Source organism: Halopseudomonas sp. (assembly GCF_038130085.1).
GTDB lineage: Bacteria > Pseudomonadota > Gammaproteobacteria > Pseudomonadales > Pseudomonadaceae > Halopseudomonas.
Window position 1 is genome coordinate 93,355 of record NZ_JAYPMU010000013.1, and the last position, 12,519, is coordinate 105,873.

Sequence of the window (12,519 nt, forward strand, 5' to 3'; positions counted from 1 at the left end):
ATATACTGCCTGACGATTGAGCGGCCGTTGTCTGGGGATGGGTGTGAACACGTTGCAATTGCGCTGGCAAGAATTGGCGGGCCACAAGCGCCTGGAAGTGCTGATAGACGACCAGCCGCTGACTGAATTAGTGCGGCAGTTTGAGCTTGCTCAGGGCTACTTCCCGTTCGGCGATACCTTTCTGCGCGTCGATGACGTGGACTGGTATTCTCGCGCTGCCTGGCAGCGCAGCGCCGACGGCCATCCGGCGTGTCTGGTGCTGTTGGGGTGCGGTTGTGGCGACGTTGATTGCTCGCACCTGTACGCGGAGGTTCGCGAGCAGAGTGGCTGGGTGCAGTGGACGATGGGCGGCTCGTTGGAGCGTGATTATCGCGGCCTCGGGCCGTTCTGGTTTGATCTGGAGGCCTATCGCCGCGCGGTGTTTGAGGTGCTCCCAGCAGAGTGCCCCACTGGGCACCCTGCCTGACAGAGCAAGGTAACGGCTGCGCGGTGCTCAGCGCTCCATGATCTGCTTGACGCTGGAAACCGGAATCGCCTGCTCACGACCTTCATCATCCTCGAATACGTACATTCCGGTGTCCTCGTCGAGCTTGGGCTTGCTGTCCGTGGCGATCATGTCACCGCTGGTGGTGCTGATGATGTACTCGCTGGAACACCCGGCCAAACCCACGGCGCATACGAGCGCCAGAATCAGCTGTTTCATGGGGTCACTCCTTCGCAGAGATCATGCGCATCACACCCGTGATGCGCTTCCCCATAGACGTTAGCTCCAGCCCGAGTGGGTTGCCACGCGTCGGTGGCTCAGGTGTTGACCGCGTTCGGGTCGATCGACGCTCCGGCGCCCAGCTCGGCGCGCTGTTGGGCCAGCTTGGCACCTTCGGCGGCAGTGAAGGCGAAGGTGCGCTCAGGGTCGCTGGCGCGCATCTGCAGTGCCATCAGTTCCATGCCTTCGGCGACGATGATGTCGTGCTGACCGGTGCTCAGGCCGTCGAGGATAGTGCGCGCAGCGTCATCAGGGTCGATACCGTTCTCGATATTGGCATCCGAGCGGCCGCGGGCGTTGCCGGCCCCTTCCAGCGCGTTGGTGGCGATGGCGGTCCGTACCGAGCCGGGGAGAATGATGCTGACCCCGATGCCGTAGGCCTGCTCTACTTCGGCGCGCAGAGCTTCGAAGTAACCAACCACCGCGTGCTTGGCGCCGCAGTAGCCGGTGCGCAGCGGCGCGCCGACTTTGCCCGCCACCGAGCTGACGACGGCCAGCTGGCCGCTGCCTTGTTCAACCAGACGCGGCAGTAGCAGTTGGGTCAGGGCCACGGGCGCAAGGTAGTCCACTTCCATCAGTTGGCGATAGACCTGCAGGCTGGTGTCCAGTGCCAGGCTGCGCTGGCTGATCCCGGCGTTGTTGACCAGCAGATCGATACGCCCACGCCAGCCCCAGGCCTGTTCGACCAGTGCCGGCAGACGGTCATAGTCGGTGGTCTCGAAGGGCAGCACCAGCGTGCGCTCGGGTGCTACGGCTGCAAGGGCTTGCAGCGCGTCGGCGCGGCGACCGGACAGAATGACCTCGGCGCCTTGTTCGAGCATGGCTTTGGCCAGTGCTTCACCGATGCCGGAGGAGGCACCGGTGATCCATACCACCTTGGATGCGTAACTCATCTTTTTATTCTCCGTAAGGGGACGCGCCGTGTCTGGCCCGGCCGGGCCTTCACCTTAGGGAGTTGCGGGTCGCGGAATCTGTCGAGTTGGCGACAGTCTGCTGCAAAGAGTGGGGCTGGTGGAGAGAGGCGAGACCGGGCGCACCAACGGCGCCCGGGTACAGCGGATCGGGCTTAGTTGAGCGCAGCGAGGATCGACTGGATCTGGCCAGCGTCTACCTGATTGGCGTTAGCCAGGTTCAGGAACGACTGCGAGGTGCCGCTCCAGGCATTGATCAGATTGGGCAGTTTGCTGGCGACAGCGCTGGCCTGGGTGATGCTGTTGGTCAGCTCACCGGCGGCCAGAGGGTTCGACAGCAGCGAGCCGGCGCTGCCCTTGGCGTTGCTGAGCCAGCTCTGAAACGCGCCGCTTAGCGCAGAACCTTCCTGCAGACCGTTCTGGTAGTAGGGGACGGCGGCGGCCAAGGTGTTGCGGTTGGCGCTGCTCAGGGTGCCGCTCTGTGACAGCAGGCTTTGAATCAGTGCCTGATTGTTGCTGGTCAGCTCGGTGTCGGCAGCCAGCGAAGCGCCGTCGACCTTGGCGCCTTCGGCATAGTTGGCTGCGGCGGCCAGGGTGCGGCTGGCAATGTCGTTCTGGCCAGTGGCTTCCAGCGTTTTGGCCTGGGCGGTCAGCATGTTGTTCATGCTGGCATTGAAGCGCTGCATCAGCGCGTCCTGCTGCTCTGCCAGGTTCTCGGCGCCGGCGGCTTCGCCACCTTGCGCGGTTGCGCTCAGCGCTGCGCCCGCGGCTGACTTCAGCGAGTCCAGGCCAAATGCATTGGCTTGGGTAGCGGTCAGCATGCCGACAGCGATCAGGCTCAGCAGGCCTGCCTGGATGCGAGTGTGCTTCATGTTTCGGTATTCTCCTGAATGTGTTTCACCTTCACTGTGAGTCGCCCAGACAGAGCCCTCTTGCGCGCGGCTAAATCGCTGTGATGGCTGAAATAGAGGCGTCTTGTCTCTGTCTGATGGGCGCGCGCACTCTAACCGATTTGGCTTGTCTGTGGGCGGCGTTTTGCTGTGTTGCTCGGATTAGTCGAGCAAGTGCCGGGCAGGCTGAGCGGGCAATAACCCGCGCATGGGCAGGCTTAAAGACGGAAGCGCGCTACCAGTTCGTTCAGGCGAACCGCCATTTGAGACCGCTGCTGACTGGCGCCGTTGGTTTGCTCGGCGCCGGCGCGTGTATTTTTTAGTGTCAGCATGCGGAGCGATCGCCGAATGGAAGAGGCTCGTCGGCACGTTTATGAGCGATTTTTGCGCCGGGAAAAGCGCGGCGCTGGGTAGTAACGGCAACATCAAGTATGAGCGACTATCAAGCGATATTCGGCTATAGCTGAGTCAGGCGATGGTTGATGACGCTTGAGGACATTCGGGAGAGATGGCGCACTCGGCGGGATTCGAACCCACGACCCCTGCCTTCGGAGGGCAGTACTCTATCCAGCTGAGCTACGAGTGCGTTGCGCTGTCATGGCCATTGCGACCTTTGGCCGCACCTTGGCTGCCGTTGCGTGTTGCAGTCGGCGGCAGGTGCGTTTCAGCGCGGCAATGATACGCATTGAACGGGGCGACGTCCATGCCCCGGGGCGGATTCCTTGCGGTCTGCGGCAAGTGAGGTACTTTGTCGGGTGGGGGTTTATCGGTATACTCGCGCACATTGTCCGGGCAATGCACTTGGGCGCAACACTTATAGCCATGATGAGGATGCACAAGGTGATGACTTTGAAGAAGATTCTGCTGGCCTCGGCGGCCATGCTGGCCGTAGTTGCCGGTAATGCTTTCGCTGCCACCGCGAACGAAGAGGCTATCGCTGAACGTCTGAAGCCTTACGGTACCGTCTGCCTGGCAGGTGATCCGTGTGCTGACGAGGTTGCCGGCGGTGGTGCTGCGGCTGCAGGCCCGCGTTCGGGTGCGGACGTAGTCGGCAAGTTCTGCTCTGCCTGCCACAGCTCCGGTGTACTGGGCGCTCCGAAGATTGGCGACACCGCTGCCTGGACTGCCCGTCATGGTGGTGATCTGGATATGCTGCTGGCAAACGCCGTTGCTGGTCTGAACGCGATGCCGCCGAAAGGTACCTGTGGTGACTGCTCTGACGAAGAGCTGATGGCAGCGATCAAGGAAATGTCCGGTCTCTGATCCGACCTTCGCGCTGCAATGAACGCCCCGCCTTGTGTGGGGCGTTTTGCTTTCCGGCTCAGGAACCTTTGAGCAAGTCGCGCAGATTGGACAACGCCGCTTTACCGCGCGCCTGCTTCTGCTCGACCGGGGCTTCCTCGGTGCCTTCCCACTCCAAATCCTCGGACGGAATTTCGTCGAGGAAGCGGCTGGGCGCGCAGTCGATGACTTCGCCGAACTGGCGACGCTTGGCGGCGAAGGTAAACGTCAGCGTCTTGCGCGCACGGGTAATGCCGACGTAGGCCAGGCGGCGTTCTTCCTCGACGCTGTCGGCCTCGATGCTAGAGCGGTGGGGGAGAATTTCTTCTTCCATGCCCATGATGAACACGTGCGGATACTCCAGGCCCTTGGAGGCGTGCAGGGTCATTAGCTGCACCCGATCCGAATCCTCTTCCTCTTCCTGGCGTTCGAGCATATCGCGCAGAACCAGCTTGGCGATGGCGTCTTCGATGTTGCTTTCGCCGCTCTCGTCCTTTTCCAGGATGCTTTTGATCGAGTCGAGCAGAAACCAGACGTTGCCCATGCGCTTGGCGGCGATCTCGTCGCTGGAGCAGTTCTGGCGAATCCAATTCTCGTAGTCGAGATCCAGCACCATGCGCCGCAGGGTTTCAATCGGGTCGCCCTCGTAGCACTGCTTACGGATGCCATCGAGCCAGGTGATGAAACGCTGTAGCTTCTCGGTGTAACGGGCGTCCAGTCGTTCGCCTAGTCCGATTTCGCTGCAGGCCTGGTACATGGTGATCTGGCGTTCGTTGGCGTAGGTGCCGAGCTTCTCCAACGTGGCTGGGCCTATCTCCCGGCGCGGTACGTTGATGACTCGGAGCAGGGCGTTATCGTCGTCCTGGTTGACCAGCAGGCGCAGGTAGGACATCAGATCCTTCACTTCCTGGCGGCTGAAGAAGCTGGTGCCGCCGGACAGGTGATAGGGGATCTGATGGTGCTGCAGTTTCAGCTCGATCAGGCGTGCCTGATGGTTGCCGCGGTAGAGGATCGCGAAGTCACGCCAGGCGCGCTTGTGCTGGTGGTGCTGATTCTGAATTTCGACCGCCACCCGCTCGGCTTCGGCCTCTTCGTTGCGGCAACGGATCACGCGCAGCGGCTCGCCGTAGCCTAGCTCGCTCCACAGTTGCTTTTCGAACACGTGCGGATTGTTGGCGATCAGGGTGTTGGCGGCACGCAGGATGCGGCTGGTGGAGCGGTAGTTCTGCTCCAGCATGACCACCTTGAGCTGCGGAAAGTCTTCCTTGAGCAGCGCCAGGTTCTCCGGGCGCGCGCCGCGCCAGGCGTAGATCGATTGGTCATCGTCGCCCACCACGGTGAAGCGTGATTGCGCGCCGACCAGCATTTTTACCAGCAGGTACTGGCTGGCGTTGGTGTCCTGATATTCGTCGACCAGCATGTAACGGATGCGGAATTGCCACTTCTCCAGCACGTCCGGGTTGTCGCGAAACAGCACCACCGGAATCAGGATCAGGTCGTCAAAGTCGACCGCGTTGTAGGCCTTGAGCGTGCGCTGGTAGTGCATGTAGACGCTGGCGGCGGTCTGTTCCTGCGGGGTCTTGGCCTTGGCCAGCGCTTCGTCAGGCAGGATCAGATCGTTCTTCCAGTTGGAAATCTGCGCCTGAATGCCTTCTCCGCCGTCGTCTGCCCCGTAGTCCTTGTGCATCAGATCGGTAATCAAAGCCATGGCATCCTGCTGATCAAAGATCGAGAAGCCAGGCTTGTACCCAAGCCGCTGATGCTCCTTGCGGATGATGTTCAGGCCGAGGTTGTGGAAGGTCGAAACGGTCAGGCCGCGGGCGTCTGGCCCCTTGATCAGCTGGCTGACCCGCTCCTTCATTTCGCGCGCGGCTTTGTTGGTGAAGGTCACCGCGATGATGTTCTGCGCCCGGATGCCGCACTCCTTGACCAGGTAGGCGATCTTGCGGGTGATTACGCTGGTCTTTCCGCTGCCCGCGCCTGCCAGTACCAGCAGCGGTCCGCTGATGTATTCGACGGCTTCCTGTTGGCGTGGGTTGAGGCGTGACACGGTTCGGAGACTCCTGAGCGGGCGGGCAATAGTATCAGTTTTCGCTCAGAGACCGGATGAGCGGTGCGCGGGAAACTTGGTAATTACGCAAAATTTCGCTATAACTGACTTCACAAAAATGCTGTATATATCTAAATTTAAAAGAATCTTTGCTTTTCGAGGCACTGCGTAACACGCCTGCTCTACCTGGTTCTTGGGTGGTTTATAAGAAAGATGTCAGTCAAATCAAGCAGATAGCTTGCACTGGCTGGAGGGTGAGATGGTTACAGTGAGTGTTGTTCTCGAACCTTGGGGGATCGCCAGTTGAGCGATGACAGTGCGACGCAGCGAATAGTGTTGCTGGATAGCGACCACGGAGCCTTTGTGCAGCTCTGTCGGCGGCTATCGGCAGTGGCACGTTTGCCCTTCGTGCTTGAGCGCGCAGATGACTGGCATCAGTTGCAGACGCGGATCAACCAGGGCGAAGTGCAGGCTGTCTTGGCCCGCACCGCCAACCTGTCCTTGCTGCAAGACTGCGGCGTCCCCGTCATCCATCTGGTCAGCGAGCCAGACTTCTCCAGTTTCAACAGCGGGCTGAACGACAGCATCTGGGATCAGTCCTCCGCCAGTGAAATCGTGCGCTGCCTGCAGTACGCCATCGAACGACATCGGCTGCGCAGCGCCCTTGAGCGGGCCGCCAGCTTTGACCCCCTGACCGGCACCTGCAATCGGCAGATGCTGCAGGATCGACTCAAGCAGGGCATGCGTCGAGCGCTGCGCACCAATCAGCCGCTGGCGGTGTTCTGCGTCGATATGGACAACTTCCGCCACGTCAACGACACCCTCGGGCACAGCGCTGGCGATGCGATTATCTGCGATGTGGTGGAGCGTTTGCGCTCGGTGCTGCGCAACACCGATACCATCGGCCGCATGGGCAGCGACGAGTTCGCGCTGGTGGTCGAGGATTACGGCTCGGCAGGCAACCTGCTGCAGATCGCGCAGAAGATCATCAATGAGCTCGCTGAGCCCTTCAATGTCAACAGCGAAGGCATGCTGCTTGGCTGCAGCGTCGGTATCGCGACGTATCCTGAAGGCGGGCAGACCGTCGACAGCCTGCTGTTGCACGCTAACCTGGCGATGCTGCAGGCCAAGGGGCAGCGCGGCTGCAACTACCATTTCTACGACGAGCGCATCAATTTACAGGCACACAGCCTGATCGAGTTTGAAGCGTCATTGCGTCACGCGCTGCGGCGCAGCGAATTTGAACTGCACTACCAGCCGCGCGTCGAGCTCAATAGCGGCAAGATTGTTGGGCTGGAGGGTTTGATTCGCTGGCGTCACCCTGAACGCGGTCTGCTGGGCCCCAACGAGTTCATTCCGCTGGCCGAGGAAACCGGTCTGATCGTGCCGATGGGCTACTGGGTGATTGCCCGGGCCTGCCATGACCTGGCGCAGATGAAAAAGCTGGGCATGGACCCGGTGCACGTAGCGGTGAACATGTCCTTCCGTCAGTTCCAGGACAGCGCCCTGCTATCGACCGTCAAACGCTTGCTTGAGCGCACCGGCATTGACCCGCACTGGCTGGAGTTTGAGCTGACCGAAACCGCCGTCATGCAGCAGCCCGAGCAGGTGCTGATGACCATGGACGGGATGACCTGCCTGGGTCTGCGTTTCTCGCTGGATGACTTCGGCACTGGCTTCTCCTCGTTCGTCCACCTGCACAGCCTGCCGATCAACCTGTTGAAGATTGATCGTAGCTTCGTCAAGGCGATTGCCGAGCGCACGGCTGATCGGCAGCTGGTCGGCGCGATGATCGACATGGGCCACAGTCTGGGCCTGGAGGTCGTCGCTGAGGGCGTCGAGCATCGCGACCAGTTGGAGATCCTGCGCAGTTTGGGTTGTGATCAGGTGCAGGGCTATTTCATCAGTCCTGCTTTGGCCTTCGAGGAGTTGTGCTACTTCATGGACGCTTACGCGGTCGGGCGTGAGGAAGTGCTCCAGCCAGCCAGCTAGCGGACTCTCGCTGATTTCCTGATTGCGGCAGATTCAACGCAAGGCGACAACCGGCACCGCTGGCGCCAGCCTCTCAGCACCGGTGCCGCCCCACTGCTTTCCACTATAGACCACCTACCCGCGCTCGCCAGTTCTCATGGCGATGCGTGCTTAGCTCGGTTGGCGATCAAGCTGCCGATACTGCAGCGCCTCGGCCAGCTGCGAACGGCTGATATGTTCCGCGCAATCGAGATCGGCCAGCGTCCGGGCGACCTTGAGTACCCGGTGGCTGGCCCGGTGTGACAGCCCGAGCCGGATGACAGCCTGCTCCAGCCACTGCGCATCGGGTTCGTCCAAACGACAGTGCGTGCGTAATCCCTCCAGCCCAAGGTGGGCATTCAAACTCTGTTGACGCTGCAGTTGGCGCGCGCGTGCGGCCGCCACCTGTGCGGCGGCGGTTACGCTGTCAGGTTTGCCTGGCGCGGCGTTGCCTTGCAGGCTGAAGGGTTCGTTGCGCATCGCGACGTGCAGATCAATACGGTCGAGCAGGGGGCCGGACAGCTTTGCGCGATAGCGCTGGATCTGCTCGGGCGTGCAGCGGCACCGGCTGGATGGATCACCCTGATAGCCGCAGGGGCAGGGGTTCATCGCCGCAACCAGCTGAAACCGGGCGGGGAAGCGCAGTTGTTCACGTGCCCGGGCGATGTGAATAGCCCCGGACTCGAGCGGCTCGCGCAGCATTTCCAGCACCTTGCGGTCGAACTCCGGCAACTCGTCGAGAAACAGTACGCCGTGGTGGGCCTGGCTGACCTCGCCCGGACGCGGCTGACTGCCGCCGCCGACCAGCGCGGCGGCGGACGCACCATGATGGGGCGAGCGAAACGGACGCACTGGCCAGCTGCGGAGCGGTGTGCGGTCGCAGACCGATTGAATCGCCGCGACTTCCAGTGCTTCGTTCTCCTGCAGCGGCGGAAGGATGCCGGGCAGGCGGCTGGCGAGCAGGGTTTTGCCGGTGCCGGGAGGGCCAAACAGCAAAATGTTGTATCCTAAAAGACCAAAAATTGCCAAGTCGGCTTTGATCTGTTGTATCCAGTGAGGCGGAGAGCGTTAAGCAGGCAGAGGAGGGAGTAAGGCATTCGCTAGCAATTTCAAAATATCCAGACAGCCTCCGATTGAACTTTTGCGGCTCACCTCATCAGCTATTGGTTCTGACAGAGAAGATGGTAAGCTGCTGACAGTGGAGCAGTTTCGTCGTGGCTAAAACATCGAGAACTAGTCCTCTCACATCTGTCATGTCCTATATGGCGTTTTAAGCTGATTTAAGGCGCTCTTATTCCAATGTGGTAGGTAGGTATTGGGTATGCCTCTATCGCCCCTCTGGCGGAATTTATGGTGCCTTCTCGCTTGCCTTTAGGTCTTGTTCCAGAGTCGTTTAGTGGTGCTCACTGAGATATTCAGTTTTTCTGCTACCTGTGACTGACTCAGTCCCTGTGCTTTCAGCGCCAGCACTTGTTCTGTTGAAGCTTTCTGAGGGCGTCCTAGTGTCTTTCCTTCGCTCTTTGCTCTGGCTAGGCCTGATTGGGTGCGCTCTACGAGCAGGTCACGCTCAAACTCTGCTACGGCAGCGATAACCCCCATTGTCATCTTTCCCGCTGGGCTGGTGAGGTCAACTCCGCCAAGGGCTAGGCAATGCACCTTGATACCAAGGCTGGATAGCTTATCGACTGTACTTCTAACATCCATCGCATTGCGTCCTAGCCGGTCTAGCTTGGTAACTACCAGTATGTCACTAGCTTCCATGCGCTCTAGCAGCTTTTTGAATCCTTTTCTCTCGTTGGCTGGTACTGATCCGCTGACTGTTTCTTCAATGATCCGCTGTGGTTCCAGATGAAAGCCTGATGCACGGATTTCTTGGGCTTGGTTTTCTGTGGTCTGGTCGGTGGTGGATACGCGGCAGTATGCAAAAGTGCGACTCATGGGGCTGACTCCGTAATAGATCATAAATTAGGGGTCATTATATGTGCATGGCCATAAGTTGCAATCCCTATTTTTTGATACCAGATGCGGGCAGCATCCTTACTGGTGTCAATAACGGTCGTTTTTAACTAGCATGTGTCTTGGATAGATTCACAATTAAGGAGTGAATGTGGGCGTTAATCTGAGATGTTTTCTTTTTATCCTTCAGGCCTCGCTGTGCTGGGTTGGGGGGGCTTCTGCTGGTGAGCGACTCGTGTTTCCGATCGCGCAAATGCATGCAAAGGTTGCTGCTGAAAATTCATATGCTGATGGTTGTGAGTCTGAATACTCGACAATTCCTTTAATGGCGCGTCAACCCTTTGAGGATCTTGCGAATCGTCTATTTTTTGACGACTTCATGGCATATTTAACAGGCGGATCTTCAATTGCTGGCGGTACCTCTAACGAAGGCTATGTCCGTGTTTTTGAAGCCTCTCCGCTATTTAAAATGAAGAGTAAATATGGTGGTAAAAAGGAGATATTACGAGATATCTGGGATAATGATTACTCTATAACCAATGCAGTGGTCTTAGGGGGGAGGTATTATTATACTCGCCCGGAATATATGGATTTACTTGCTTGTGAGTTCTATAGCGGAATTATGTTGCGTGGAAGGTACGCGGATTTCGCGGAAGACGTTTCTGAAGCTGTGGCATCTATGGTGTCAGAGGCTAGGGTTGGGCAGTTTGAGGTAAAGGTTAATAGCTGCAAAGCTGTGGAAACAGTAGGGACCGGGAATAGGTTTGCTGAGCCCAAAGTGTGGGAAGGCTCAAGGTTTTACATAGTTGATGCCTCGTTCAAGAATATGGATACAGAGTCTCGACTTCCTTTAGCGGGTAGCTTGTTCATTAATTATGATGGTGTGGAATATGAGTACGACAGTACCGAGTCGATCATGACGGACGGGTATAATATTTGGTTTAAGCAGGTGAATCCGTTGGTATCCATGTCTACCAAGTTGGTGTATAGGATTCCAGATGAGATCTCCGGGATGGTGTATTGGGTTCCGGGCAGGAATCCTGAGGGGCAGCGCTTGTGGTGCGGTAGAATAGAAGCCAATAGCAATTAATTTGTTGGGGTGATTTTGGCCATAACAGGAGGTTAAAGTATCGGCGTGCTTGGATTAAGTGCTTCGAAACATTGTTAATGCTGATTTTGCCGCGATTATTGCTTCCTGTATTTTGTGGTGTTCTGGCTTTGCCTTCCTGTATTGATCCTGTAGATTTAATGAAAGCCCCTGCAACAGGGGCTTCATTTAGAAGAGTACATGGTGACTCCATGTTTTCATTTTATGAGAAGCTATGAAGCTAGCTTTATTTTTCGGGGTGGGATCTTTCCTAGAGTGTTTCCTGCCCAGTTTCTCTCATCCTTTTCTTTCGAGTAGTTTTTACCTCTCCTTTTGGCTAGGTATGAGATTGCATAGAATGCTTCGTTGGCTTCGTCTGGATACTCCTGCCTCACGTTTAACCCTCCTTGGTTGGTTTCAGGTGGCTGAATGTGTCCTCCGCCAGATAATCTTTTCCAAATCTCTATGATCTTGCCTGCTAGGCCTGAGCGATCCTTGTACATCCCTGCGAACTTGATCTTATGCCTGTCTACCATTATCCAGCAGTGATAGTGTGCATTCTTAGCTTTATTGATCTCACGCACCCAGAAATAGGCTGCATATTTGTGTTTTTCACGACCACCGAAGCCTCTTTTTAAGCACTTATGGATCAGTTCATTAAAAAAACGACTAACAAGCTTGTTTTCTTCCAGTGGGTTGATTGGTGTGTCCTTGGGAATGTGTAGATCGAAGCGTATTAATAAGCATTGTGAATAGCGATTTGTCATCTCTTCGAAGCGTAGCTTTTGAGCTTCCAATATATCCGTATCCAAGCGTTGTTCTTCTTCTCCATTTGTGTTTACTGGGTATCCACCGTATAGATGGCTTGTATTTAATTTATTCATCTTTCTCCTTTAATTTGATTTGTCTAAATCCAAGACGAAGAAAGCCCTGAGCCTAAGCTCAAGGATCTAAAGAATTGGATGGTTTAAGATATCAGTATCTAGACTAGTAGTAAGATCTAGTAGATATAGATATTAAAGATTACCCGGCTGGCTTTGATTGCCGTGCTTCCCGTCTGGCGAGTGCTGGCGCTTACTTAATCGACAAAAAAGTTGTCATAGTTAGTTGCTGGTCGGGGGTATTTAGTTTTACCACGAATCTAGTATTCGTCAAGCGGTTTCGACTGTTTTGGATTGAATCTTTTATTGCTTAATCTGGATTATTTATATTTATAAAAAGGGGAGGCCCTATGCCTACCTTGGGGGCGCACCATTTCGTTGCTTAGGCGGGCTCTGGTGGGCTTCTAAGGCTTATGATGCAGCGTCTTGCAGCTCGGACTTAATCTTCTGTTCAAGCTCCTCTAGTGCAAGTGCTGATTCATATTGATCTTGCGACATGTCTCCTTGAGTAATCGCAAGCATAGTCATGCCTGTAGATCGTGCATAGTAGTTCCATGTGTTGAAATCTAGAGTGGATACCTCAATTTTCAAATCATCACTCCCGCTCTCGTCTATTGTGTAGGCGCTAAAGAAATATGAACCGCCCCGGGTTTCGCGGAGGCTGTTTGGTTTAAGTCAAGCCGCCACCTT

Annotated in this window: 10 protein-coding genes, 1 tRNA gene and 1 pseudogene; 4 read left to right on the forward strand and 8 right to left on the reverse strand. The window is 56.8% G+C overall.

What is annotated here, in order from left to right; genetic code table 11:
• Positions 1-43 precede the first annotated feature (43 nt).
• Positions 44-466, forward strand: coding sequence for a hypothetical protein (locus AAFM31_RS11605; protein ID WP_341708100.1), 423 nt, complete (start codon positions 44-46; stop codon positions 464-466).
• Positions 467-493: 27 nt separating this feature from the next.
• Here AAFM31_RS11605 and AAFM31_RS11610 read toward each other — a convergent pair whose 3' ends face one another.
• The 4 genes from AAFM31_RS11610 to AAFM31_RS11625 all read right to left on the reverse strand — a co-directional run bounded on the left by AAFM31_RS11610 (position 494) and on the right by AAFM31_RS11625 (position 3,150).
• Positions 494-703, reverse strand: a complete 210-nt coding sequence (locus tag AAFM31_RS11610) for a YgdI/YgdR family lipoprotein (protein WP_341708101.1) — start codon at positions 701-703, stop codon at positions 494-496.
• Between the two features lie 98 nt (positions 704-801).
• A complete protein-coding gene (locus AAFM31_RS11615) occupies positions 802-1,656 on the reverse strand; it encodes an SDR family NAD(P)-dependent oxidoreductase (protein ID WP_341708102.1) in 855 nt (284 codons plus the stop codon).
• Between the two features lie 173 nt (positions 1,657-1,829).
• Entirely contained in the window at positions 1,830-2,546 is a 717-nt protein-coding gene (locus AAFM31_RS11620; protein ID WP_341708103.1) for a hypothetical protein, read from the reverse strand.
• Between the two features lie 527 nt (positions 2,547-3,073).
• Positions 3,074-3,150 (reverse strand) — tRNA-Arg (locus AAFM31_RS11625).
• Positions 3,151-3,407: 257 nt separating this feature from the next.
• Here AAFM31_RS11625 and AAFM31_RS11630 point away from each other — a divergent pair.
• Positions 3,408-3,827, forward strand: coding sequence for a c-type cytochrome (locus AAFM31_RS11630; RefSeq protein ID WP_341708104.1), 420 nt, complete (start codon positions 3,408-3,410; stop codon positions 3,825-3,827).
• Positions 3,828-3,885: 58 nt separating this feature from the next.
• On the opposite strand, the gene rep is transcribed toward AAFM31_RS11630, so the two are convergent.
• Positions 3,886-5,895 (reverse strand): DNA helicase Rep, encoded by a 2,010-nt coding sequence (gene rep / locus AAFM31_RS11635; protein WP_341708105.1) that lies wholly within the window; start codon positions 5,893-5,895, stop codon positions 3,886-3,888.
• Between the two features lie 303 nt (positions 5,896-6,198).
• On the opposite strand from rep, the gene AAFM31_RS11640 reads away from it, so the two are divergent.
• Positions 6,199-7,887 (forward strand): bifunctional diguanylate cyclase/phosphodiesterase, encoded by a 1,689-nt coding sequence (locus AAFM31_RS11640; protein ID WP_341708106.1) that lies wholly within the window; start codon positions 6,199-6,201, stop codon positions 7,885-7,887.
• Between the two features lie 150 nt (positions 7,888-8,037).
• Here AAFM31_RS11640 and AAFM31_RS11645 read toward each other — a convergent pair.
• Positions 8,038-8,907 (reverse strand): annotated as a pseudogene (locus AAFM31_RS11645) (YifB family Mg chelatase-like AAA ATPase); the annotation flags it as partial.
• Between the two features lie 369 nt (positions 8,908-9,276).
• A complete protein-coding gene (locus AAFM31_RS11650; protein WP_341708107.1) occupies positions 9,277-9,843 on the reverse strand; it encodes a recombinase family protein in 567 nt (188 codons plus the stop codon).
• A gap of 169 nt (positions 9,844-10,012) precedes the next feature.
• Between AAFM31_RS11650 and AAFM31_RS11655 the strand changes: the two genes are divergently transcribed.
• Positions 10,013-10,951, forward strand: a complete 939-nt coding sequence (locus AAFM31_RS11655; protein ID WP_341708108.1) for a DUF4352 domain-containing protein — start codon at positions 10,013-10,015, stop codon at positions 10,949-10,951.
• Positions 10,952-11,181: 230 nt separating this feature from the next.
• Here AAFM31_RS11655 and AAFM31_RS11660 read toward each other — a convergent pair whose 3' ends face one another.
• Entirely contained in the window at positions 11,182-11,832 is a 651-nt protein-coding gene (locus tag AAFM31_RS11660) for an inovirus-type Gp2 protein (protein ID WP_341708109.1), read from the reverse strand.
• Positions 11,833-12,519: the final 687 nt, after the last annotated feature.